Annotated in this window: 23 protein-coding genes; 8 read left to right on the top strand and 15 right to left on the bottom strand. The window is 72.7% G+C overall.

Annotated elements, in window-relative coordinates; genetic code table 11:
- Positions 1 to 102 precede the first annotated feature (102 nt).
- Positions 103 to 999, top strand: a complete 897-nt coding sequence (locus IAG42_RS33360) for an alpha/beta fold hydrolase (RefSeq protein ID WP_188340683.1) — start codon at positions 103 to 105, stop codon at positions 997 to 999.
- A 134-nt stretch (positions 1,000 to 1,133) separates the two neighbouring features.
- Positions 1,134 to 1,706 carry a dihydrofolate reductase family protein gene (locus tag IAG42_RS33365; RefSeq protein WP_188340684.1) on the top strand — a complete coding sequence of 191 codons (573 nt, stop codon included), beginning with the start codon at positions 1,134 to 1,136 and terminating at the stop codon, positions 1,704 to 1,706.
- Positions 1,707 to 1,745: 39 nt separating this feature from the next.
- Here IAG42_RS33365 and IAG42_RS33370 read toward each other — a convergent pair whose 3' ends face one another.
- The 10 genes from IAG42_RS33370 to IAG42_RS33410 all read right to left on the bottom strand — a co-directional run bounded on the left by IAG42_RS33370 (position 1,746) and on the right by IAG42_RS33410 (position 10,564).
- Complete coding sequence (locus tag IAG42_RS33370; protein ID WP_188340685.1) at positions 1,746 to 2,378, bottom strand: mycothiol-dependent nitroreductase Rv2466c family protein; 633 nt, start codon at positions 2,376 to 2,378, stop codon at positions 1,746 to 1,748.
- Between the two features lie 86 nt (positions 2,379 to 2,464).
- Positions 2,465 to 2,824 carry a DoxX family protein gene (locus IAG42_RS33375; protein WP_188340686.1) on the bottom strand — a complete coding sequence of 120 codons (360 nt, stop codon included), beginning with the start codon at positions 2,822 to 2,824 and terminating at the stop codon, positions 2,465 to 2,467.
- Positions 2,821 to 3,420 carry a TetR/AcrR family transcriptional regulator gene (locus IAG42_RS33380; protein WP_188340687.1) on the bottom strand — a complete coding sequence of 200 codons (600 nt, stop codon included), beginning with the start codon at positions 3,418 to 3,420 and terminating at the stop codon, positions 2,821 to 2,823. Before IAG42_RS33380 ends, IAG42_RS33375 begins: the two co-directional genes overlap by 4 nt.
- Before the next feature lie 141 nt (positions 3,421 to 3,561).
- Positions 3,562 to 5,142 carry a dipeptide ABC transporter ATP-binding protein gene (locus IAG42_RS33385; RefSeq protein WP_188340688.1) on the bottom strand — a complete coding sequence of 527 codons (1,581 nt, stop codon included), beginning with the start codon at positions 5,140 to 5,142 and terminating at the stop codon, positions 3,562 to 3,564.
- Positions 5,139 to 6,128, bottom strand: coding sequence for an ABC transporter permease (locus IAG42_RS33390; RefSeq protein WP_188340689.1), 990 nt, complete (start codon positions 6,126 to 6,128; stop codon positions 5,139 to 5,141). The genes IAG42_RS33385 and IAG42_RS33390 overlap by 4 nt, the downstream gene beginning before the upstream one ends.
- Complete coding sequence (locus IAG42_RS33395) at positions 6,125 to 7,162, bottom strand: ABC transporter permease (protein WP_188340690.1); 1,038 nt, start codon at positions 7,160 to 7,162, stop codon at positions 6,125 to 6,127. Before IAG42_RS33395 ends, IAG42_RS33390 begins: the two co-directional genes overlap by 4 nt.
- Before the next feature lie 2 nt (positions 7,163 to 7,164).
- Complete coding sequence (locus IAG42_RS33400; RefSeq protein ID WP_188340691.1) at positions 7,165 to 8,883, bottom strand: ABC transporter substrate-binding protein; 1,719 nt, start codon at positions 8,881 to 8,883, stop codon at positions 7,165 to 7,167.
- 242 nt (positions 8,884 to 9,125) lie between these two features.
- Complete coding sequence (locus IAG42_RS38500; protein ID WP_317453348.1) at positions 9,126 to 9,221, bottom strand: Ms4533A family Cys-rich leader peptide; 96 nt, start codon at positions 9,219 to 9,221, stop codon at positions 9,126 to 9,128.
- A 142-nt stretch (positions 9,222 to 9,363) separates the two neighbouring features.
- Positions 9,364 to 9,870 carry a DinB family protein gene (locus IAG42_RS33405; RefSeq protein WP_188340692.1) on the bottom strand — a complete coding sequence of 169 codons (507 nt, stop codon included), beginning with the start codon at positions 9,868 to 9,870 and terminating at the stop codon, positions 9,364 to 9,366.
- 58 nt (positions 9,871 to 9,928) lie between these two features.
- The gene (locus IAG42_RS33410) at positions 9,929 to 10,564 is read right to left on the bottom strand and encodes a TetR/AcrR family transcriptional regulator (protein WP_188340693.1); all 636 of its coding nucleotides are present in this window, start codon (positions 10,562 to 10,564) and stop codon (positions 9,929 to 9,931) included.
- A 221-nt stretch (positions 10,565 to 10,785) separates the two neighbouring features.
- On the opposite strand from IAG42_RS33410, the gene IAG42_RS38150 reads away from it, so the two are divergent.
- Together IAG42_RS38150 and IAG42_RS38505 are read left to right on the top strand one after the other, a co-directional pair.
- Positions 10,786 to 11,448 (top strand): alpha/beta hydrolase, encoded by a 663-nt coding sequence (locus tag IAG42_RS38150; RefSeq protein WP_317453349.1) that lies wholly within the window; start codon positions 10,786 to 10,788, stop codon positions 11,446 to 11,448.
- Entirely contained in the window at positions 11,445 to 11,786 is a 342-nt protein-coding gene (locus IAG42_RS38505; RefSeq protein WP_317453350.1) for an alpha/beta hydrolase, read from the top strand. Before IAG42_RS38150 ends, IAG42_RS38505 begins: the two co-directional genes overlap by 4 nt.
- Before the next feature lie 259 nt (positions 11,787 to 12,045).
- On the opposite strand, the gene IAG42_RS33420 is transcribed toward IAG42_RS38505, so the two are convergent.
- Both IAG42_RS33420 and IAG42_RS33425 read right to left on the bottom strand, forming a co-directional pair.
- Positions 12,046 to 12,951, bottom strand: a complete 906-nt coding sequence (locus IAG42_RS33420) for an MBL fold metallo-hydrolase (protein ID WP_223206267.1) — start codon at positions 12,949 to 12,951, stop codon at positions 12,046 to 12,048.
- Positions 12,948 to 13,376: a MerR family transcriptional regulator gene (locus IAG42_RS33425; RefSeq protein WP_223206268.1), complete on the bottom strand. Its 429-nt coding sequence runs from the start codon at positions 13,374 to 13,376 to the stop codon at positions 12,948 to 12,950. The genes IAG42_RS33420 and IAG42_RS33425 overlap by 4 nt, the downstream gene beginning before the upstream one ends.
- Before the next feature lie 415 nt (positions 13,377 to 13,791).
- Between IAG42_RS33425 and IAG42_RS33430 the strand changes: the two genes are divergently transcribed.
- Positions 13,792 to 15,282, top strand: a complete 1,491-nt coding sequence (locus IAG42_RS33430) for a SulP family inorganic anion transporter (protein WP_188341733.1) — start codon at positions 13,792 to 13,794, stop codon at positions 15,280 to 15,282.
- Here the strand turns inward: IAG42_RS33430 and IAG42_RS33435 are convergent.
- Both IAG42_RS33435 and IAG42_RS33440 read right to left on the bottom strand, forming a co-directional pair.
- Positions 15,254 to 16,561 carry an MFS transporter gene (locus IAG42_RS33435; protein ID WP_188340695.1) on the bottom strand — a complete coding sequence of 436 codons (1,308 nt, stop codon included), beginning with the start codon at positions 16,559 to 16,561 and terminating at the stop codon, positions 15,254 to 15,256. The two genes, IAG42_RS33430 and IAG42_RS33435, sit on opposite strands and share 29 nt — an antisense overlap.
- On the bottom strand, positions 16,558 to 17,928 hold the full coding sequence (locus tag IAG42_RS33440; RefSeq protein WP_223206269.1) for an MBL fold metallo-hydrolase: 1,371 nt from the start codon (positions 17,926 to 17,928) through the stop codon (positions 16,558 to 16,560). The genes IAG42_RS33435 and IAG42_RS33440 overlap by 4 nt, the downstream gene beginning before the upstream one ends.
- A 106-nt stretch (positions 17,929 to 18,034) precedes the next feature.
- Here IAG42_RS33440 and IAG42_RS33445 point away from each other — a divergent pair, with 106 nt between their 5' ends.
- Entirely contained in the window at positions 18,035 to 18,712 is a 678-nt protein-coding gene (locus tag IAG42_RS33445) for an ArsR/SmtB family transcription factor (protein WP_188340697.1), read from the top strand.
- A gap of 28 nt (positions 18,713 to 18,740) precedes the next feature.
- On the opposite strand, the gene IAG42_RS33450 is transcribed toward IAG42_RS33445, so the two are convergent.
- Entirely contained in the window at positions 18,741 to 19,586 is an 846-nt protein-coding gene (locus tag IAG42_RS33450; protein ID WP_188340698.1) for a prephenate dehydratase, read from the bottom strand.
- A gap of 435 nt (positions 19,587 to 20,021) precedes the next feature.
- Here IAG42_RS33450 and abc-f point away from each other — a divergent pair, with 435 nt between their 5' ends.
- Both abc-f and IAG42_RS33460 read left to right on the top strand, forming a co-directional pair.
- The gene (gene abc-f, locus IAG42_RS33455) at positions 20,022 to 21,656 is read left to right on the top strand and encodes a ribosomal protection-like ABC-F family protein (protein WP_188340699.1); all 1,635 of its coding nucleotides are present in this window, start codon (positions 20,022 to 20,024) and stop codon (positions 21,654 to 21,656) included.
- 56 nt (positions 21,657 to 21,712) lie between these two features.
- Positions 21,713 to 23,362, top strand: coding sequence for an ABC-F family ATP-binding cassette domain-containing protein (locus IAG42_RS33460; protein WP_188340700.1), 1,650 nt, complete (start codon positions 21,713 to 21,715; stop codon positions 23,360 to 23,362).
- Positions 23,363 to 23,395 lie beyond the last annotated feature (33 nt).

Consider the following 23,395-nt stretch of genomic DNA (forward strand, 5'->3'; position numbering starts at 1 on the left):
TCATCTCGCTCAGCAATCATCTCGCTCGACGAGATATTAGTCGAGCGAGGCAGTGGCCCGAGAAGGCATCGGCTCGACCGCAGATCAGGGGGTTGTACCGCCATGAGTCCACGCGCCGCCGTCCACGACCCGCCCCACCCGCACGCCTACGACCCGGACGTCTTCAGCACCGCGTACGAACGGGTCCTCAGCAAGTGGCCCGCACCGCACAGCTCCGTCACCGTCCCCACCCCGTTCGGCGCCACCCACGTGAACGTGTGCGGCCCCGCCGACGGTCCGCCCGTCCTCCTGCTCCCGGGCGGCGGAGGCGCGACATCCGCCCCCTGGTACGCGCAAGCCGCCGCACTGTCCCGTACGCACCGGGTGCACGCCGTCGACCTGCTCGGCGCCCCGGGCCGCAGCGTGCCCGATCCCGGCCGCGGCCCCCGCACGCTCGACGACCTCATGGACTGGCTGGGATCGGTCCTCGACGGACTGGGGCTCGGGGGCGCGGAAGTGGACGTGGTCGGCCATTCCTACGGTGCCTGGATCGCCCTGCACCACGCCCTGCGTACCCCCGCCCGTACCCGGCGCCTCGTCCTGCTCGACCCGACGCAGTGCTTCGCCGGCTTCCGGCCCGCCTACCTCCTGCGCGCCCTGCCGATGCTTCTGCGGCCGACGCCCCGCCGCGTCCGTGCGTTCCTGGAGTGGGAGAGCGGTGGCGCCGACACCCTGGACCCCCACTGCCTGGCGCTCCAGGAGGCAGCCGCCCGTTTCCCCGCCCTGCGTCCCGCGACCGGCCCGCGCCCCGCCCCCGACGCCCTGCGCGCCTTCACGTCCCCGGCCCTGATCCTGTTCGCCGGAGCCGCCAAGGCGCACGATGCCCGTGAACTGGCGGCGACAGCGCGGGAGTCGATGCCCGAGGCGACCGTGACGGTACTCCCGGGGATCGCCCACCACGCCCTGCCGCCCGCGCTGCCGGAGGCGACGAACCACCTGATCGCCCGGTTTCTCGACTGACCTGATCCGCCGCGCGGTGAAAAGGTGGGCCTTCAGGCGATGAGTTTTCCGGCGGGCCCGGGTCGTAGGAGTGACACAGCGAGACAGCGGGGCCGCCGGGCACCGCGAGGCCAGAGAAGATCGAGGACACACAGATGCGCACGCTCATCAGCACCGCTTTCGTCTCCCTGGACGGCGTCGTGGAGGCGCCCGGCGGCGAGGCGGGCTACCGCAACGCCGGATGGACCTTCAAGGACATCGAGTTCGTCCCGGAGGCCTACGAGATCAAGGGGCGGGAGCAGAAGGAGGCCTCGGCCATGCTGTTCGGCCGGACCAGCTACGAGGCGTTCAGCCCGGTGTGGCCGGCCATGGAGGAGTTCGCCGACTACAAGCCGTTGCCGAAGTACGTCGTCTCCACCACGCTCACCGACGCCGCCCTCGTGTCCGACTGGGGCGACACGACCATCCTGCGCTCCCTCGACGAGGTCGCCGCCCTGAAGGAGACCGACGGCGGGCCGATCATCATGCACGGCAGCGCCACCCTGAACCGCGCGCTGTCCGACGCCGGGCTGATCGACCGCTACCACCTGCTCGTGTTCCCGGTGCTGCTCGGCGCCGGCAAGCGCCTCTTCAGCGACACCGACAAGGACGCCCAGAAGCTGAAGCTCGTCGAGCACGAGGCGTACTCCAACGGGATCCAGATGAACGTTTTCGACGTGGTGCGCTGACCCCCGCGCCCCGCTCGGCCCCGGCCCGCCCCGGCCCGCTCAGGAGAAGTCCAGGCTGCCCGTCCGCTCGCGCTTCAGCTCGTAGAAGTGCGGCTGCCGGGCCAGGACGCGTACCGCGTCGAAGACCTCGGCGGCCTCCGCGCCGCGCGGGATCGCGCCGAGCACGGGCCCGAAGAACGGGGTGCCGTCCAGGTGCAGCGTCGGCGTGCCGACGTAGGCGCCCGTCGCGGGGTCGGTCCCGGCGTCGTGGCTGCGCCGCAGCGCCGCGTCGTACGTGTCCGAGTGCGCGGCCGAGGCCAGCTCGGCGGGCAGCCCCAGCTCGGCCAGGACCTCCACCGTCACCTGGTCGAAGTCCTCGGCGCGGTCCTGGTGGATGCGGGTGCCGTACGCCGTGTACAGGTCGCGCAGGATCTTGTCGTCGTGGAGCTCGGCCGCCGCGACGGCGACCCGCACCGGGCCGAGCGAGCGGTTCACCAGGTCCCGGTACCAGTCGGGCAGTTCGTTGCCCTCGTTGTGCAGGTACAGGCTCATCACGTGGAAGCGGACGTCGAGGTCGCGCAGCGGCTCCACCTCGAGGATCCAGCGCGAGGTGATCCAGGCGAACGGGCAGGCGGGGTCGAACCAGAAGTCCACTCGGGTGCGGTCGGCGTGCGGGGCGTGGTCTGTCGTCATGCCCTCAGTCTGCCGGTGATGTGGCCCTGAACCATGGGCCACATCAGGGCGGGTGCACTGGGCCATTCCGTGGCGTGCCCGGCCGGTCAGCCGCCGTACGACAGGGCGAGCGCGGCCAGAGAGAGGGCCAGCATGCCCAGGCAGTTGACCCAGAACTCCGAGCGCAGGAACCGGGCACGGACGTGCGCGTAGGACGCCGCCAGGAAGTAGCAGACGACGCCCGCGTTCGCCGCCGCGCCGACCCCGTCGGAGGAGAGGCCGACGATCAGGCCCGTGGCGGCGAGCAGCTTGATCGCGACGAGGGACCACCACCAGTCCTCCGGGAACCCCACCCCGCTCAGGCAGGCGCGGATGAACGCGGGCGGACGCACGGACATCAGGGCGTCCGCGGCGAGCACGCCCGCGAGCACCGCCTGCGGCCACCACGGGTCCGGGCTCAGGTTCATGACGGGTTCCCCTCTCGGTTCTCGATGATGAACTCCACGGCCGCGACCAGGTCCTCGACCGGCCCCCCGAGGTCGTCGGTGCCGCTCCCCGCGCCCATGAACAGCGTGCCGAGATAGGCGAGATGGACCGCCGTCGCGGCGCGCTCCGCCGCCGGGCGCGTGAACCCGTGCCGGGTCAGGACGTCGGCGATCTCGCGCCGCAGCACCCCGGCCAGCTCGTCGAAGACGCCCGCGCGGTGCCGGCCGGAGACGAGCGCGGCCGCGTAGTGGCGGGCCAGGTCCTGGTCGGCGGTGAAGACCTCGACGAACGGCGCGAACAGGGTCAGCACGTCGTCGACGGGTCGGCCCGGGGCCGCGGGCGCCCCCTGTGTGTCCCTGGCCGAGTGGAGTGCGGCGATCCGGCGGTCGAACAGCTCGACCAGGATCGCGGCCTTGTCGCCGACCGCCATCACGGTCCCGACGCTGACCCCGGCGTCCGCGGCGATGTCGCGGACGGTCGTCGACGCGTAGCCGCGCGCCCCGAAAAGCCGCTCGGCCGCGCCCAGGACCCGGGCCCGGGTCGCTTCCTTCTGCTCGGAACGCGATGGCGCCGTCATGACGCCTCTCGGTGAACGTGTTCAGTGAACATGTTCAGCAATCTAGCGAGGGGGAGGGTCGGAGTCAATCGCCGCGGGAAGCAGGAGGAAAGCGCGAACGGCCGGTGGCGGAACCTGTCCGCCACCGGCCGTTCGCGTCCGTCAGACCGTCGTCAACTCCGCCCGCAGGGACCGGCGTCGGGCCGCCTGCCCGGGATCGAGCGCCGGGACCGCCGCCAGCAGCTGCCGGGTGTAAGGATCCTGAGGACGTGCGTACACCTCGTCCACGGGTCCCTCCTCCACGACCCGGCCCGCCCGCATGACGGCCACCCGGTCGCTGACCTGACGTACGACCGCCAGATCGTGCGCGATGAACACCAGGGCGAGCCCCAGCTCCCGCTGGAGCCGGCCGAGCAGCTCCGTGACCTGGGCCTGCGTCGTCACGTCGAGCGCCGACACGGCCTCGTCGCACACGATCAGGTCCGGGTCCGCGGCGAGCGCCCGCGCGATCCCGACCCGCTGCCGCTGCCCGCCGCTGAACTCGTGCGGATAGCGGTCGTACTGATCCGCCTCCAGCCCGACCTGCGCGAGCAGTTCACCGACCCGGGCCCGGATCGCCCCCTCGTCGAGCCTCCCGGCGGCCCGCAGCGGGTCCGCGACGGACTCGCCGATCGAGCGGCGCGGGTTCAGCGACGAGTGCGGGTCCTGGAACACCATCTGCACCCGGCCCCGCCGCACGACCCGGCCCGCGCTCGGTTCGAGCAGCCCGACCAGCATCCGGCCGAGCGTCGTCTTGCCGCTGCCGCTCTCCCCGACGATGCCCAGGGTCTCGCCCCGGCGCACGCCGAGCGTGACCCCGTCGACGGCCTTCGTCGCGGCCGACCGGCGGCCGAACACCTGGTGGACGTCGACCGCCTCGACCAGCGGCTCGCCCGCGTCGGCCGGCCCCGGGCGGGCGGGCGCGGCCGCGCCGTCGATCCGGGGGACCGCCGCGAGCAGCGCCCGCGTGTACGACTCCGCGGGCGCGGCCAGCACCGCGCCGACCGGACCGCGCTCGACGGCCCGGCCCGCCCGCATGACGAGAACGTCGTCGACGGACTCGGCGGCCACCCCCACGTCGTGCGTGACCAGGACGAGCCCCATGCCCGTCTCCTGCCGCAACTGGTGCAGCAGATCCAGGATCTGGGCCTGCACGGTGACGTCCAGGGCCGTCGTCGGCTCGTCCGCGATCAGCAGCTGCGGCTCGCAGGCCAGAGCCATCGCGATGAGCGCCCGCTGCCGCATCCCGCCCGAGAACTCGTGCGGCCGCGACCGCGCCCGGCGCGCCGCGTCGGGGATGCGCACCCGGTCCAGGACCTCGACGGCGCGGGCCCGCGCCGCACGCCGCGAGACCCGGCGGTGGACCCGGTACACCTGCGCGATCTGGTCGCCCACCGCGTAGTACGGGTCGAGCGAGGACAGCGGGTCTTGGAAGACCATCGCCGCCTTCGCGCCGCGCAGCGAGCGCAGCTCCGCGTCGTCGGCCTCGCGCACGTCCACCCCGGCCACCCGCACCGAGCCGGACACCTCGGCGCCCGTGCCGCGGTGCAGCCCGAGCAGCGCGTACGCGGAGGCGCTCTTGCCCGAGCCGGACTCGCCGACGATGCCGAGCGCCCGGCCGGGCTCCAGCGAGAACGACAGGTTCCGTACGGCCCGCACGGCGCCGAACGATATGGACAGGTCCTTGACCTCGATCAGGCTCATGCGAGCACCACCCTTCGGTCGGCCAGTGCGTGGAACACGTCCGCGAGGGCGCCCGCGAGGACGACGAAGAACCCGGTGACCAGCACCAGACCCACGACGACCGGAAGGTCCACGGTGCGGACCGCGTCGACCAGTTCGCGCCCCACACCCGGGATGCCGAACAGCGACTCCGTCAGCAGCGCGCCGCCGAACATCGAGCCGATGTCCAGCGCGCCGAGCGCGATCACCGGAGCGAGCGCGCCGCGCAGGGCGTGCCGCCCGACCAGCGTCCGCTCGGGCACCCCGTACGCCCGGAACGTGCGCACGTGGTCCTCGGCGAGCGTCTCCAGCATGGAGGCGCGGGTCATCCGCGCGTACGGCGCGGCCGACACCAGCGCCAGCGAGACCCACGGCAGCAGCAGGTTCCACGCCCACTGCTCGGGATCGTCGGTGAACGGCACGTAGTCCGGGAACGGCAGCACCTGAAGCGCCGTCACCAGCACGATGATCAGCAGCAGTCCGATGACGAACACCGGCGTGGCCATGCCCGCGAGCGTGATCCAGGTGAGGATCCGCTCGGTCGGCCGGCCGCGCCGCCACACCGACAGCAGACCCGTGCCCACGCCGAGCACGACCCACAGCAGGGACGCGCCGACGACGAGCGAGGCCGTCGCGGGCAGCTTCGCCAGGATCAGCCCCGTGACCTGCTGGTCGCTCTGGTACGAGAGCCCGAGGCAGGGCGCCGGGCAGTGCAGCACACCGGTGCCGGTCGAGAAGTCCTGCCCGGTGAACAGGGCCTGGAGGAAGTGCGCGTAGCGCACGTACAAGGGATCGTCCAGCTTCAGCTGCGCGCTGACCTGCGCCACCTGCGCGGGGGAGCAGCGCGGCCCGCACGCGATCTGCGCGACGTCGCCCGGGACCACGTAGAAGGCCGCGTACACGACGACGCTCAGGGCGAACAGGACGAAGACGGCGCCGCCCGCGCGGCGGATCAGAAAGCCCGTCATGCGCCGGCCTCCTTCTCGGCATCGTGCCGGGTCTCCTGCTTGCGGCCGGTGCCGACCCGCAGCCGGGACTCGGCCCGCGGGTCGAGCGCCGTGCGTACGCCCTCGCCGAGGACGGTCAGCGCCAGCACGGTGACGAACAGCAGGAGCGCGGGGATCAGCAGATACGTGGGGGCCGCCTGGTACCAGGTGTCGGCGTCGCTGAGCATCTGCCCCCACGACGGGGTCGGCGGCTTGATGCCGACACCGAGGAAGGACAGCGCCGCCTCGACCACGATGTTCCCCGGGAACAGCAGGACCGCGTACGTGATGACGGGCGCGGCCAGCGCGGGCAGCAGCTCCCGCCGGGCCACCTGCCACCGGCCCCAGCCGCTGAGCCGGGCCGCCGCCACGTGGTCCAGCGACTTGAGGGCCAGGGTCTGCGCCCGCACGATCTTGGACGTGCCGGCCCAGCCGACCAGTCCGATGATGACGGCGATCAGCACGGGACGCGGGAAGCCGGCCGGGACGACGGCGAGCGCGCCGAGCGCCACCACCATCACCGGCAGCGCGACGACCACGTCCGTGACCCGGCTGAGCGCCTGGTCGACGAACCGGTTGCCGAGCCCCGCGGCCAGGCCGATCGCCACGCCGAGCAGCACCTGGAGGACCGTCGCGGCGAGCGCGACGCCCAGCGACACCCGCGCGCCGTACACGACCCGGGCGAACAGGTCGCGTCCGGTGAGGGGTTCGACGCCGAGCCAGTGGTCGGCGCTCGCCCCGCCGAACGAACCGAGCGGCACACCGCCGGTCGCCGAGTCGACGAGGTCCGGGTGGTACGTGGTGGGGTCCTGCCCCTCGACAGCGGTGAGCAGCGGCGCCGCCAGCGCGATGAGGACCAGGAACGCGACGACGCCGCCGGCGACGAGCGCGGAACGCCTGGCCCGCAGCCGCCGCCAGAAGGGGCGGCCCCCGGGGGCGGGGGCCGCCGCGACGGCCCCCGCCCCCTCGGCCGCGTCACCGGACGCGGTGACTTCGGTGAACAGTGCTTCCGCCATGGCTACTTGACCGCGACCTGTGACACGTCGAGCACACCGGTCCAGTCACTGATCACGATGTTCTTGACGGACTCGCCGTACAGCCGCTTGTAGACCGGGTGGAACAGCGGCACGGTGAGCGCCTGCTCGCCGACCTTCTTGTCGAGCGCGCCCCAGCGCTGCGCGGCGGCGCCCAGGTCGGTCAGCTTGTTGATCGCGTCGATCTCCTTGTTGACCGAAGAGTCGTCCAGCTGCGCCGAGTTGAAGTTGTAGCCGGACTTCACGATCTGCCGGCCGTCGAAGATCGGGGCGAAGAACGGGCCGCCGGACGGCCAGTCGGCACCCCAGCCGCTCAGGAAGAACCCGGGCTCGGACTTCACGCTGTGCACGGTCTCGGAGTAGTCGTTGTCCTCCAGGCCCTGGAGCCTGACCGTGATGCCGGCCTTCTTGAGCGCCTCCTGGAGCGCGGTCGCGATCTCGGGGCTCGTCGCGAAGTCCTTCGCGTTGGAGTGCGTGAGCGTGACGGTCAGGCCCTTGGCGTAACCGGCCTCCTTCAGCAGCTCCTTGGCCTTCGCCGCGTTGCCGTTCTTCCCGGCCGGGAAGTGGTCGTAGGGCGTGTAGCCGAACGACTTCTGGTTCGGCAGGAAGGTCGTCGCGGCCTCGGCGAGGGAGGAGCCGCCCGCCGCGTTCACGACGGAGGAGCGGTCCACGGCGTACGAGATCGCCTGGCGCACCTTCGGGTTGTCGAACGGCTTCACCTTCGGGTTGAAGGCGATGTAGTTCGTGTAGCCGAAGTGGCCCGTGCCGACGCGCGCGGCGAGGTCCTTGTCGCCGGACACCTTGGCGAGCTCGGCCGGGCCGAGGTTGGTGTCGGTCGTGACGGCGGCGGCGTCGGCGCCGCGCGAGGCGGACAGCCGCTGGTTGATGACGGCGGAGTCGAGACCGGAGCGGACGTCGATCCGGTCGGGGTACGCCTTGCGCTCCTCGTCGGTCGCCGCCGACCAGTGCGTGTTGCGCGCCAGGACGAGCCGCTCGCCGTCGCCCTCGTTCTTCACGACCTTGTACGGGCCCGAGGAGAGGGGGTGCTGTTCGTACTTGGTGCCCTTGTCCTTCTTCTGCGGCACCGGCGTCGTCTGGGTCTGCGTGGCCAGGAAGGGGAACTCGCCCTCGGGCTTGTTCAGGTGGAAGACGATGGTCCGCTCGTCGGGCGTCTCGATCGAGTCGAGGCCCTTCTTGTCCTTGTACGGGCCCTCGTAGTCGGCGCCGCCGATCAGCCAGTCCCGCAGGTACGGCGCGCCGCCGGACAGTTCGGCGGCGAAGGAGCGCTCGATGCCGTACTTGATGTCGGCGCTCGTGATCGGGCTGCCGTCCTCGTACTTGAGGCCCTTCTTGAGGGTGTACGTCCAGACCGTGGCGTTCTTGCTGGGCGTGCCGAGGTCGGTCGCGAGGTCCGGGACGACCTTCGCGCCGGCCGCGCCGTCCTCGCGGTTGCGGGTGGTGAGCGTGCGGAAGACGAGCGAGGGGATGTTGCCGCCGCCCGAGGTGTAGAGGCGCGCGGGGTCGAAGTCCTCCTGCGGGCTACTGTTCAGGACGGTGAGCGTGCCGCCCTTGTGGGGCGTGCCCGCGGCGCCGGCGGAACCGCCCTTGCTCTCCTGGGGGCCGCAGGCCGCGGCACCCGCACCCACGACGAGCACGGCTGCGGCCGCGGCCAGGCGGCGGGACTTGACGGACGGTTGACGCATCGGAGGACGGCCTCTCTGAGGACTACTGCGGAACGGATCGAGGGGAACCGCGCAGGCAGCGAGAGGGGCGCACGAACACGACCGTGTCGACTCGTCGACACGGCGGAAGGCCGGAAGGTCGACGAGCGAGGGTACGGAGGGGAGCGCCGGGAACTGTCACGCCTGCGGGCGGAGTACGCACGGGTGCGCGCCGGAAACGGGAACCGTCCGGGCCGGACGGCCCGCGCGCACGTCTGCAGACGTCAGCAACAGTGAATGTCGGAGACGCTGTGCCGGGTCACGCCGATGAGCGCCAGCTCGATGGCGGCGCTCTCCAGGGTGACGGGGCTGCGTGACATGGACAGGAATATGAAGCAGATGATCAGGAGATGTCAACGCGAGACGAGACGATCGTCTCGCCATGCGAAATGCCCCGGTATGTGCAAAGGCGCCCAGGGGTCATGAACTCCCGGGCGCCTCAGCTCAGTTGAGTGCGTGACGTCAGCTGCCGGTCTTGCCGTCGAGCATCTCACGCAGGATGTCGAGGTGCCCGTTGTGCCGGGCCGTCTCCTCGGTGAGGTGATGCAGGATCCAGCGCAGATCGATCTCCTGGCCCGGCCGCGTCGTGCGCTGCGCCTTCGTGTCCAGAGGATGCTTCGCCACGATCTCCCGGTAGCGGGCGCTCTGCTCGGCGTACGCGTCGAGCAGCTCAGGGAGCGGGATGTCGACGGCGATGCGCATCTCGCGGTCGGGATCCTCGTCGGTCCACGGCCCCTCGTCCTCCTCTCCGAGGAAGACGACCTGGAACCAGAAGTACTCGACCCAGCGCAGGTGGTTGATCAGTCCGCTCAGGGTCATCAGCGGGGATCCGGGCAGGAGCGCCGTACGGGCGTGCTCCGCGGAGACGCCCTCGCACTTCGCGCGGGCCGTGTCGCGCGCGTAGTCGAGGAACGTGGTCAGCTGGGTGCGGTCGTCCCAGGCGGCAGGTGTGTCGTCGATACGAGTCATCGCGCCCAGCATCGCGGAGCACGGCACGGGATGTCGACGGCTTTTGCCGGCGCCGGGCTCAGCGCCCGCCGGGACCGGCCGCGAAGTGGGGCAGCACCATGGCGACCAGCGCGTCCACGTCCCGCTCGACCATCGGCTCGCCCGTCATCCCCATCCGGTGCAGCAGGACGCCCACCACGACGTCGATGAGGAACAGCACCCGGTGCTCCGGCTCGCCGAGCGCCTCCTGGAGCGCGGTCAGATACGGCTGTTGCAGCCGCGTCGCCAGGATCTCGCGCAGCGCCGGGTCGCTGACGGCGTCGCTGAACACTCCGGCGAACGCGTCCCCGACTCCCGGCTCGCCGATCCGCGCGGCGACGCGCCGCACGCTCGACTCCAGGATCTCGGCGTGGGTGCCACCCTCCAGCGGGGCCGGCCCCAGGGCGTCGAGAAGGCAGTCGACGATCAGCGCGCCCTTGGTCGGCCAGCGCCGGTAGACCGTCGACTTCGCCACACCGGCCGCGGCCGCGATGCGCTCGACGGTGGCGCGGGCGTACCCCAGCTCGACGACCGTGCTCAACGTCGCAGCGAACACAGCGGAGTTGACGCCCGCGCGGGGGCGGCCGGGCGGGCGGCCGTGCGGTCGGGCGGGTGCGGCGTCCGACGGGGGCGCGGGTGAGGTGCGGGACGGAGCGTCGGAGGGGCGCGAAGGCATGGCGCCACGGTACCTCTTTTCGCTACCTTGGGTTTCGATACCTCAGGTTTCGATACCTTGGGGTTCGATATCTGGGGTTCGCTGTCTGGGTCGGCATCCGGTGCGACACCTCGGGTTTCGATCCCTCGGGTCCGGTTCCTCGAGTTCCGTTCCTCGAGTTCGGCAGGACACCTGAGGGTGCGCAGACAGTGCGAGAAGACCGTTCGGGTGAAGGGGAAGTCATGAGTGAGCACAGCGAGTCGGGCGGAATCGGCGGCACGGGCGCGGCGGCGCTCGCCGCCCCGGAACGTCCGGCGGAGCCGGACTGGGAACATGTCACGGCAGGTGAACTGGCCGCCTTCAGCGAGGCGGAGAACCGCTTCCGCGCCTCGGCCGCCGCGCGCGTCGCCACCGGAGAGCCCGACCCCGGCGCGGCCGTCGAGTGGCGGACCGTACGGCTGCCGGGGCACGAACTGCCGGTCCGCTTGTACCGGCCCCGGCCCACCGGCGGACCGTCGGACGGCGCGGCTCTGCCCCTCGTCGTCCACGTCCACGGGGGCGGGTTCGTCGGCACGGCGACGCAGAGCGACTGGGTCAACAGCCACCTGGCGGTCCGGCTGCCCGCAGTCGTCGCCTCGGTCGACCACCGGCTCCTGTCCTTCGACAGCCCACTGCCGCGCGCCGCCGACGACGTCTGGGACGTCCTGCGGCACCTGGCCGGCGACGCCGCGGCATGGGGCATCGACCCGGAGCGGATCGCCCTGTTCGGGGAGAGCTGCGGGGCACTGCTCGGCGCGTTGACGGCGATCCGGGCCCGCGCGGCGGCGGGCCCCGCCCTCCGGGCCCAGGTGCTGGTGAACCCGGCGGTCGACACGACGGACGCCCTGTCGACCACGCCTCCATGACCGAGCACGCGCGGACGCCGTCCCTGAGCCTGCCCCAACTCCGCCTGTTCCGGCGGCTGGCCGTGCCGCCCGGTACCGACCCGCGCCAGCTCTCCCCGCTGCACGCGGACGACCTCAGCGGTCTGCCGCCCGCCCTCGTCGTCGTACCGACCCACGACCCGCTCGCCGACCACGGCCGCCGCTACGCCGAGCGGCTCGACGCGGCCGGCACGCCCACCCGCCTCACGGAACACCAGGGCGCGATCCACGCCTTCCTGTCCATGCCCGGGATCGTCCCGCAGGCGGAACCGGCCCGGGCGGAGATCCTCGACTTCCTCCGCACCGCCCTGAGCGAGTGACGCCCAGGGCAACAGCCCCTGGCTCTCAGTGAGTCGAAGCCGCCGATCGTGGCGAGCACATACGAACGCCGGCAGGCCGTACGCGTACGGCCTGCCGGCGGGGCACGGCTCCGGCGCCTGACACGAGGGGGGAGGACGAGGGGCCCGAGCCGCTGCCCTCAGCTTTCACGCCGGGCGGCGGCCGCGCACCCCGGAATGGCGCGAACGCGTGACGGACCCGCGCAGCCGGGTGAGCGGCCGCACGGAGAGCGGCCCGCCGTCACTTCCCGGTCGAACGGAACAGGCCCGGCTCGACCTCCTCGACCCGGCCCTGGCCGGACAGCCGGGCCAGGTGCCGCACCAGCGTGCGACGCTCGACCAGCGGGACGTTCACGCCCTCGACGTGCGGCCGGTAGACCAGCCGATGGGTGGCGAGTTCCCCGACGCCCAGGGGCTCGTCGAGCAGGGACAGCAGCGTGGCATCACGCCGCTCGACGACACCGGTGAACGCGTCCAGCCGGGACCGGAACTCGGCGGCCCCCTCGATCACACCCTTCTGGTGCGCCGTCCCGTACCAGCGGGCGTCGATCTCCCGGCAGCGCCGCAGCGACGCCTCGAAGTCGACGAGGCTGCTCCCCGCGTCCCCGTAGAACGGGCCGAAGGAGGTCAGGTCGATGTCGGCGACGAACAGGAACCCGTCCGGCTCGACGAGGAAGCCGCAGTGCCCCGCCGTGTGCCCCGGCAGATGCACCACGGTCACCGTGCGCCCGCCGAGATCGAACACCGTGCCCTCGGCGAACCCCTGGGCGTCCGGCCGGTCCGCCACCCGGAACTCGTCCCGCAGCTGCCGGTCGAGCGCGTCCCGGTGCTCCTCGGCCGGCCCGAAGCTCGCCACCATCGCGGCCCGCGAGCGCACCGCCGCCAGATCCTTCTCGTGGACGTGCACGGGCATGTCGTAGCCGCCCAGCCCGGCCACGTGGTCCTCGTGCCCATGGCTCACCAGCACCATGTCCGCCGCCGGCACGTGATCCACCAGGGACAGCGAGGGATCCACGACGACGGTCGCGTCCCTCCCGCGCACCAGCAGCGAGTTCCCGTACGGAAACGCGCCACGCCGGTCCCCGACCAGCACCGAGACCGCCCCGTACGGCACTTCGGCCGGGGGAGCGGAGGACGGATCGGTCACGGGCGCACCTCGTCTTTCCGCCGCTGCGCGGCCTTCGGGTCGAGACGGGAACCCAGTGTGGCGGCGAACTCCTCGGCACGGGAGAGCTGGACCCGCAGCTTCTCCACCTGCTCCAGCGCCGCCTCCCGGTAGGCGCGCACCCGCTCCAGGAGTGCGGCGCGCTCGTCGGCGTCCGGGGCGGGGTCGTGATCGAGGCGGTCGGTGGCGTCGAGCAGGTCACGCATCTGGTCCAGGGTGAAGCCGAGCGGCTTCATGCGGCGGATCACCATCAGCCGGGCCACGTCGGCCTCGGTGTACAGACGGAAGCCGCCCTGCGAGCGGGCGGACGGGATGACCAGACCCGTGTCCTCGTAGTGCCGGATGGTGCGCAGCGACAGTTCGGTGCGCGCGGCGACCTCGCCGATCTGCATGTGCCTGCCGTCCACGCCCGCCGCCTCAGCTCTTCTCCGTGGCGGCCGCATCCCTTACGCCGCGCCGATCCCTACCCTAACGTCAGGGTAGAGTTGCGGGGCGAGGGCGGCCGTGTGCCGCCCCGCAGGTGTCGTACCGGGGCCGACGGTGTTCCCGGTGAAGTGCGGAATGCTGCGGAGACCAGCGTGCGCGAGCCCAGGACCCCCCGCGCCGCCGCCTGTCCGCCGTGACGCCCGGGGACGTGAACGCGACGGCGTAGCCGGGCGCGCGCCCTTCGCCCCTCTCATCGACTTCCGGCTCCGTCCGCCACGGAGCCGACCGCGGGGACGCCGGTCCGGTGTCGCCGTGTCCTTCCGCGCGCCCGGGCCCGACGGCCCGGGTGCGCCCGAGCACGACAGGTTCCAATCCGTGCCCTCTTCCGACGCCCCCGTGTCGCCGGCCGCCCGCCTGCGCGCGCTGAAGCCCGACTGGCTGTCCGATCCGCAGGTCTGGCGCACCGAGGTGCTGGCCGGTCTCGTGGTCGGACTCGCGCTGATCCCGGAGGCGATCTCCTTCTCGGTCATCGCCGGGGTCGAACCGGCCGTCGGCCTGTTCTCCGCCTTCACCATGGCCGTCGTCATCTCGGTCGTCGGCGGGCGCCGCGCGATGATCTCCGCCGCGACCGGCGCCGTCGCGCTGGTCGTCGCACCGCTGAACCGCGAGCACGGCCTCGGGTACCTGGTCGCGGCCGTCGTCCTCGCCGGTGTCTTCCAGGTGGTCCTCGGCGCACTCGGCGTCGCCCGGCTCATGCGGTTCGTGCCGCGCTCCGTGATGGTCGGCTTCGTCAACGCGCTCGCCGTCCTCGTCTTCATGGCCCAGATCCCGGAGATGACCGACGTCCCCTGGGCCGTCTACCCGCTGATCGCCGGCGGCCTCGCGATGACGGTCCTCTTCCCGAGGATCACGAAGGCCGTGCCCGCCCCGCTCGTCTCGATCGCCGTCCTCACCGTGATCACCGTCGCGGCCGGCATCGCCGTGCCGACCGTCGGCGACAAGGGCGCCCTGCCGTCCGCGCTGCCCGTGCCGGGCCTGCCCGACGTGCCGTTCACCCTCGGCACCCTGACGACCGTCGCCCCGTACGCGCTCGCGATGGCGCTGGTCGGCCTGATGGAGTCGCTCATGACGGCCAAGCTGGTCGACGACCTCACCGACACGCACTCCGACAAGACGCGCGAGTCGATCGGGCAGGGCATCGCCAACATCGTCACCGGACTCTTCGGCGGCATGGGCGGCTGCGCCATGATCGGCCAGACGATGATCAACGTGAAGGTCTCCGGCGCCCGCACCCGCCTGTCGACCTTCCTCGCCGGAGCCTTCCTCATGGTGCTCTGCATCGTGTTCGGCCCGGTCGTCTCCGACATCCCGATGGCGGCGCTGGTCGCCGTCATGGTCATGGTGTCGTTCGCGACGTTCGACTGGCACTCCGTCGCCCCGAAGACCCTCAGGCGCATGCCCGGCGGCGAGATCCTCGTCATGCTGGTCACCGTCGTGTGCGTCGTCGCCACCCACAACCTGGCGATCGGCGTCGTCGTCGGCTCCGTCACCGCCATGGTGATCTTCGCCAAGCGTGTCGCCCGGCTCGCCGACGTCACCTCCGTCACCGACCCGGACCACGCCACCGTGGTGTACCGGGTCACCGGCGAGCTCTTCTTCGCCTCCTCCAACGACCTCGTCGGCCGGTTCGACTACGCCGGCGACCCGCGGCACGTCGTCATCGACCTGAGCGCCGCGCACATCTGGGACGCGTCCTCGGTCGCCGCCCTGGACGCCGTCGAGACGAAGTACGCGCAGCGGGGCAAGACCGTGGAGATCACTGGGCTCAACACCCCGAGCGCCGACCTCCACGACCGGCTCAGCGGGGAGTTCGCGAGCGGCCACTGACGGGCCGGGCGGTGCGGGACGGCACCGGGCGCTCGCCGATCCAGCGGGCCGCGAGCAGACCGGAGGCGGCGGTGAGGGCGGCGGCCGCGACGACGGTGGCGTTCAGGCCGAGGGCGTCGGCGAGGACCCCGGCCACCAGGGCGCCGACGGCATAGCCCATGTCGCGCCAGAACCGGTAGGTGCCCAGGGCGTTCGCCCGCCAGGCGGGGTGGGCGTGGTCCGAGACCGAGGCGATCAGCGCCGGGTAGACCATGGCCGTGCCGAGGCCCAGCGCGACGGAGGACAGGACGCCCGCGAGCAGCGGGGTGTCGAGCAGGGCCAGGGCGATCACGAAGCCGGCGGACTGGACGAGAATGCCGGTGACGATCAGGGGTTTGCGGCCCACGCGGTCGGCGAGATGCCCGGTCGGGATCTGGCCCATGCCCCACAGGATCGGGTACAGGCCCTTGATCAGGCCCACCGCGGCGAGGCCGAGACCGTGGTCGGTGAACAGGAGCGGGAAGACACCCCAGGTGAGACCGTCGTTGAGGTTGTTGACGAGTCCCGCCTGACTGGCGCCGCGCAGCGAGCGGTGCCGCCAGGACGTCCGGGCGAAGACGGCGGCCAGGCCGGTGCTCTCGCCGGTGGGCAGCGGCTCGGCGTGCCGGGCGAGTTCGAGGGCGACGTGTCCCGCGGTGTCGCGTACGGCCAAGGCGAGAGCCAGTCCGGCGACGACGAAGACGACACCGATGAGCTCGGGCGCCGGACGCAGCCCGTGGACGGTGGCGAGCCAGCCGGTGAGCAGGGCGGTGACACCGACGGCGGTGTACCCGGCCGCCTCGTTGAGTCCCGTGGCCAGGCCCCGGCGGGCGGGCCCGACGAGGTCGATCTTCATGTTGACCGTCATCGACCAGGCCAGTCCCTGGTTGAGGCCGAGCAGGACGTTCGCGGCGACGATCCAGCCCCAGGACGGCGCCCAGGCGAGCACGAACGGCACGGGGACGCCGATCAGCCAGCCCGTGACCAGGAGCTGCTTGCGCCGGAAGCGCGCGGTGAGAGCACCGGCGGCGAGGTTGGTCAGGGCCTTGGTGAGCCCGAACGCGATGATGAACGAGAACACGGCCAGGTCGCTCGTCAGCCCGAAGACCTCGGTCCCGATGAGCGGCACCGTGGTCCGCTCCAGGCCGACCAGACCGCCGACGCAGACGTTGACGACGACCAGCAGCGTGAACTGCGGCCAGTTCTCCCGCAGCCCCAGCCGTACGGGCGCGGCCGGACCCCGTCCCCGGAGGCCGCTCACGGAGCCTCGCCCTCGGTCAGGCGCAGGCCGTGCGCGGCCGCGTAGTCGCGCGGACGCCCGTTCAGGACGCGGACGCCCGGGTGCCCGGCGTGTTCGAGGACGCTGGCCGCGGTCATGGCGCGCTCACCGTGCCCGCAGGCGACGAGCGCGCCCTCGGGGGTGTCGCCCACGTGTCCGGCCAGCGTGCCGAGTTCGAGGTGCAGGGCGCCGGGGACGTGCCCTGCGGCGTACTCGGACCGCTGACGCACGTCGACGTAAGCGGTGTCGGGTGCCTGGTCCGGCGTGAGGTACGGAGTCCGCGCCACGGGGAGACCGGCCGCGCGCCAGGCGGCCATGCCTCCGGCGAGGTGCCCGGCGATCCGCTCGTAGCCGATCTTGTACGCCTGCCGGACGATCTCGCCCGGGTCCTGGTCCGCGTCGGCGACGAACGCGAGCGGGGCGTCGTCGGGCAGCAGCCAGCCGAGCCAGGTCGCGAACTGGTCCCGCAGCGCGATCGACACCGACCCGGGGACATGACCTCCGGCGAAGCGTGCGGCCGGGCGCACGTCCACGACGTACCCGCCCTCGGAGCGCAGCGCGTGGACCCGCTCCGCGGCGAGGGCGGGCAGGACCGGTTCGTACGTCAGGACGGCGGGGCCGAGCCGGTTGCGCTCGGCGAGGCGGTCGAAGTAGGCGGGGTAGCTGCCCAGGCCGTCGAGCAGCCGCCGTACGAAGATGTCCTCGTCCGGCGCCGCGAGCAGCGGGTTGGCTTCCTTCTGGGCGCCGATGGTGCTGGTGCGCTCGCTGCCGGGCGGGGCCGAACAGAACGAGCCGGCGCCGTGCGTGGGCCAGACCGCGGTGTCCTCGGGCAGCCGGGCGAGCCGCTGGAGCGAGCGGTACTGGGCGCGGGCGAGTTCCTCGGCCCGCTCGGCGCCGAGGAGGTCGGTGCGGGCGGCGGAGTTCACGATCAGCGAGCCGCCGGTGAACACGCCCACGGCACGCTCCCCGTCCAGGAGCAGGAACGAGAGGTGCTCGTCGGTGTGTCCGGGGGTGGCCAGCGCGCGCAGCGTCAGGCCGCCCAGGCCGACCTCGTCGCCGTCGGCCAGGCCCCGGTGGGCGAAGCCCCGCCGGCCCGCGGCCGAGGCCAGCACCACGGCGCGCTCGTCATGGGCGAGCTGGACGGCGCCGGAGAGGAAGTCGGCGTGCAGGTGGGTGTCGGCCGCGAAGGCGACCCGCAGCCCGCGCCGGCCTGCGGCCTCGCGCAGGGTGCGCAGATCGCGGCCGGCGTCCACGGCCAGCGCGCGGCCGTCGCCCAGATCGACGAGGTAGGCGTTGTTGCCGAGTCCCGCGTCGAGGAGGGGGACGAGGTGGTCGTCGGCGAAGCCCACGGGTCCTCCAAGATCAGGTGAAGCGAGCGGGACACCGGTTGCCGCGTCCCGCTGGTCGCTGCCGCGGCCCTCTACTACAATATTCCATGGATTTATGGAGGATGGCATGCCGAAGACGGCGAAGGCGGATGCGAAGGCGGCGCTCTACGACGCGTTCGCGGTCGGCGGCAAGGCGCTGGCCAGCGGAAAGCGGCTGGAACTGCTGGATCTGCTGGCCCAGGGTGAGCGCACGGTCGACGCGCTCGCCAAGGCGGCCGGGCTGAATCTGACGACCGCGTCCGCGCATCTGCAGACCCTCAAGCAGGCCGGCTTCGTCGCCACCCGCCGCGAGGGCGTGCGCGTCCACTACCGACTGGCCGGCGACGACGTCGCCCGGCTGTTCGCGCTGCTGCGCAAGGTCACCGAGACCCACCAGGCGACCGTACCGGCCGCCCGCGACGCCTACCTCGGCGAGGACGGCGCCGCTCAGGTCGGCCGGGACGAGCTGCGGGCCCGCGTCGAGGCCGGGGACGTGGTGCTCCTCGACGTGCGCCCCGTGGAGGAGTACCGGGCCGGACACATTCCGGGCGCGCTCTCCGTCCCGGTCGCCGAACTCGCGGACCGAATCCAGGAGTTGCCCCCGGACCTGGAGGTCGTCGTGTACTGCCGCGGCGAGTACTGCGTCCTCGCGCACGACGCGGTGCGGCTGCTCGCCGAACACGGCCGCCGGGCGATGCGGCTCGACGACGGCATGCTCGAATGGCGGCTCGCCGAACTCCCCGTCCACACCGGCGACCCGGCGTGACCAACGGCCCCTCGGGGCTGCGCGCGCGTCAGGCGGGGCGCTCGGTCAGCCGGTGTGCGTGGGCCGGGTACACGCCCAGGACGCGGACCTCGGAGGAGAAGAAGCGCAGCTCGTGCAGGGCCAGCGCCACGCGGGGCTCGTCGACGTGGCCCTCGATCTCGACGTAGAAGCAGCTCGGGCTGAGGCCCGCGCCCATCTGGTAGCTCTCGATCTTCGTCAGGTTCACCGCGTTGCTGGAGAAGCCGCCGAGGGCCTTGTACAGCGCGCTCGGGATGTTCCGCACGGCGAAGAAGAGGCTCGTCATCGTCGGGGCGCCGGTCAGCGGGGCGAAGTCCGCGTCGCGCGACAGGACGACGAAGCGCGTCGTGTTGTCCGGGTCGTCCTCGACGCCCGCCCGCAGCACCTCGAGACCGTGGTGCCGGGCCGCGGCCGGCGGGGCGAGCGCCGCGTGCCGCGGGTCCCCGAGCTCGGCCACCTCGCGGGCCGCGCCCGCCGTGTCGTCGCTGACCAGCGTGCGCCAGCCGCCCTCCCGCAGCACCTTGCGGCACTGCCCGAGCGCGTGCACATGGCTGCGCACCTGCTCCACCTGGTCGAGCGTCGCCCCCGCCACGCCCACCAGGTCGAAGTGGATCGCGAGGAAGTACTCCCCGATCACGAACAGGCCCGACTCCGGCAGCAGGTGGTGCACGTCGGCGACGCGTCCGGCGGCGGAGTTGTCGACGGGGATCACCGCGAGGTCGGCGCTGCCGAGCGTCACCGCGTCCAGGGCCTGCTCGAAGCTCGTGCAGGGCAGCTCGGTGCAGCCGGGGAACAGTTTCTGGGCGGCGGCCGCGGAATTGGAGCCGTATTCACCCTGATATGCGACGCTCGTCACGGTGGGTCACTTTCGAAGAGAGCTGGCGCCGTCGGTCAGCACGGCATCACCGTAGACCGAACCGGCCCGCACCCCGCGCGGTGTCCACAACGAGAGACCACGAACGAGGGAGGCCGATGAGGGCAGGGCCGATGACAGAAGGGCCGGCGAGGGCGGCGTCGGCGAACAAGGGGCCGACGAAAGGGGGGCCGATGAAAAAAGGAGAGGGCGCGCGGAAGAGGCTCTGTTACGGTGGATCTTCCATTCTTCGTGTGATCAGGAGCAGACCGTGGCGGGTGACGACGACATCTCCGGGTGAGACCCGGACCTGACGGCCACCGGTGACGCTGAGGAAGCGTCCGCCGAAGTGGCTGCCTCGTCGTCCCCTTTCGCCATGACTCCCTTCGCGGTGGAGCGCGCTCGAGCGTTCCCGCGTCACCTTCTGAGGTACATACGATGTCCGACATCTCCGTCGTCTGCTCGAACCTGACCTTCGCCTGGCCCGACGACACCCCCGTCTTCGCGGGCCTGTCCAGCACGATCGGCCCCGGCCGCACCGGGCTCGTCGCGCCCAACGGAGCCGGCAAGAGCACCCTGCTCAAGCTGATCGCGGGAGAGCTCCGGCCCACCGCCGGATCCGTGACCGTCACCGGCACCCTCGGCTACCTCCCGCAGAGCCTCCCGCTCACGACCGACCTGACCGTCGCCCAGGTCCTCGGCGTCGACGGGATCATCCGCGCGATCGACGCCGTCGAGTCCGGCGACGTCGCCGAGGAGCACTTCACCACCATCGGAGACGACTGGGACATCGAGGAGCGCACCCGCGCCCAGCTCGACCGCCTCGGTCTCGACGACGTCGCCCTCGACCGCGTCCTCGGCACCCTCAGCGGCGGCCAGGTCGTCTCCCTCGGCCTCGCCGCCCAGCTCCTCAAGCGCCCCGACGTGCTGCTCCTCGACGAGCCCACCAACAACCTCGACGGCGACGCCCGGCAGCGCCTCTACGACGTCCTGACCGACTGGAACGGCGCCCTGCTGATCGTCAGCCACGACCGCACCCTCCTCGACCGCATGGACCGCATCGTCGAACTGGACCGCGGCGAACTGCGCCAGTTCGGCGGCAACTTCACGGCGTACGAGGAAGCCGTCAAGGCCGAGCAGGAGGTCGCCGAGAAGAACGTGCGCAACGCGGAACAGGCCCTCAAGCGCGAGAAGCGAGAGGCGCAGCAGGCCCGCGAGCGCGCCGAGCGCCGTATGAGCAACGCCGCCCGCAACCTCAAGGACGCGGGCCTGCCGAAGATCTTCGCCGGGAACATGAAGCGCGGCGCCCAGGAGGCCGCCGGACGCTCCGGACAGGTCCACGCGGGGCGGGTCAGCGAGGCCAAGAACCGACTCGACGAGGCCGGACGCGCCCTGCGCGACGAGCAGCGCCTCACCCTCGACCTGCCCGACACCCGGGTCCCCGCCGGACGCACCGTCTTCCACGGCGAACACCTCCAGGTCCGCCACGGCGACCGGCCGCTGTTCGCGGGAGACGGCCTCGACCTCTCGATCCGGGGCCCCGAGCGCATCGCCCTCACCGGCCCGAACGGCAGCGGGAAGTCCACCCTGCTGCGGCTCGTCCTCGGCGAACTCGCCCCCGAGAGCGGCGAGATCAGGCGGGCCGACGGCCGCGTCGCCTATCTGTCGCAGCGGCTCGACCTGCTGGACCTCGACCGGACCGTCGCCGAGAACTTCGCCGCGTACGCCCCGCACCGCACCGAGGCCGAGCGGATGAACCTCCTCGCCCGCTTCCTCTTCCGCGGCGCCGGCGCCCACCTGCCCACCGGCGTGCTGTCCGGCGGCGAACGGCTGCGTGCCACCCTCGCCTGCGTCCTGTGTGCCGAACCGGCTCCGCAGCTCCTGCTCCTGGACGAGCCGACGAACAACCTCGACCTGGTCAGCGCCGGACAGCTGGAGAGCGCCCTCGCCTCCTACCAGGGCGCGTTCGTCGTCGTCAGCCACGACGAGCGGTTCCTCGCCGAGATCGGCGTCGAGCGCCGGCTGCGCCTCGCGGACGGGGTGCTGACGGAGGTCGCCGCGCCGGGGGAGTGACACCTGCCCGGCTCCGGCCCCTCCGCCCGCCCCCGACCACACAGGTGAGCCCTTCCGTGACCGAACCCACCCCAGCCCCCGCCGCGCTGATCGCCCACGACCTCGTCCGCAGCCTCGGCGACCGGCGCGTGCTCGACGGCGTCTCCCTCACCGCCGCGCCCGGTCGCCGCATCGGGCTCATCGGCGAGAACGGAGTCGGCAAGTCGACTCTGATCCGGCTGCTCGCCGGCACCGACCGTCCCGACTCCGGCCGCGTCGAGAGGCCGGCCGAACTCGGCTGCCTGCAACAGGAGTTGCCCTACCCGGCCGAGGCCGCCGTCGCCGACGTGCTCGACGACGCCCTGCGCGAGGCGCGCCACACCCTTGCGGAGCTCGACCGGCTCGCCGCCCGCGTGGCCGACGCCCCCGAGGACGCCGAGCTCCTCGACGCGTACGGCCGGCTCCTCCAGGAGGCCGAGGAGAAGGAGGTGTGGGACGCCGACCGGCGCGCCGGGATCGTGCTGGCCGGACTCGGCCTCGGCGCGATCCCGTACACCCGTACCGTCGGCTCGCTCTCCGGCGGGCAGCGCTCGCGCCTCGCGCTCGCGGCGCTGCTCGTCCGGCGTCCGACCGCCCTGCTCCTCGACGAACCCACCAACCACCTCGACGACGCCGCCGCGGCCTTCCTGGAGGAGCAACTGCGAGGCCTGCCCGGCGCCGTCGTCGTCGCCAGCCACGACCGCGCCTTCCTCGACGCCGTCTGCACCGACCTCCTCGACCTCGACCCGGCGCTCGACGGACCCGTCCGCTTCGGCGGCACCTACAGCGCCTACCTGGCGGAGAAGCGGGCCGAACGCGCCCGCTGGGAACGCCGGTACGCCGAGGAACAGGAGGCGCTGACCGCCCTGCGCGCATCGGTGGACACGACCGCCCGCAGAGTCGCCCCCGACCGGGGACCCCGCGACACCGAGAAGATGGGCTACGGCCTGCGCGCGGGCCGCGTCCAGAGCCAGATCGCCCGCCGCGTGCGCAACGCGGCCCGGCGCCTCGACGACCTGGAGCGCGCCCAGATCCCCGCCCCGCCGCGCCCCCTCGTCCTCGCCGCCCCCGCCGTCGTACAGGAGACCGGGACCGGCGACCTCGTCGAACTCAGCGGCGTCCACGTCCCCGGGCGGCTGGCCGTCGGCGACCTCACGCTGTCGCCCGGCGACCGGCTCCTCGTCACGGGCGGCAACGGCGCGGGCAAGTCCACCCTCCTCGCGGTGCTGGCCGGGCGGCTCACGGCCGCAGGCGCGGTGCGACGCAGGCCCGGACTCACCGTGGGACTGCTCGCCCAGGACACGGAGTTCGAGCGGCCGGAGCGCTCCGCGCAGCAGGTGTACACCGCCGTCCTCGGCCCGGCGCGCGCCGAGGCGACCCCGCTGTCCGCGCTCGGACTGCTCGCCGCCCCGGAGCGCGCCAAGTCCGTCGCGCACCTGTCGGTGGGGCAGCGCCGCCGCCTCGCGCTCGCCCTCCTGGTCGCCCGGCCGCCCGAACTGCTCCTGCTCGACGAGCCCACGAACCACCTCTCGCCGAGTCTGTGCGACGAACTGGAGGAGGCGCTGCGCGCCGAGGGGCCCGGCGCCGTCGTCGTCGCCAGCCACGACCGGTGGCTGCGGTCCCGCTGGACCGGCCGGGTGCTCGGCCTCGCCGCGGTTCACCGGGACGTACCTCCGCCACCAGGGTGATTCGTGTTCCGGCGCCTGCCGGACCGGTCACAC

The organism is Streptomyces xanthii (genome assembly GCF_014621695.1).
Lineage (GTDB): Bacteria > Actinomycetota > Actinomycetes > Streptomycetales > Streptomycetaceae > Streptomyces > Streptomyces xanthii.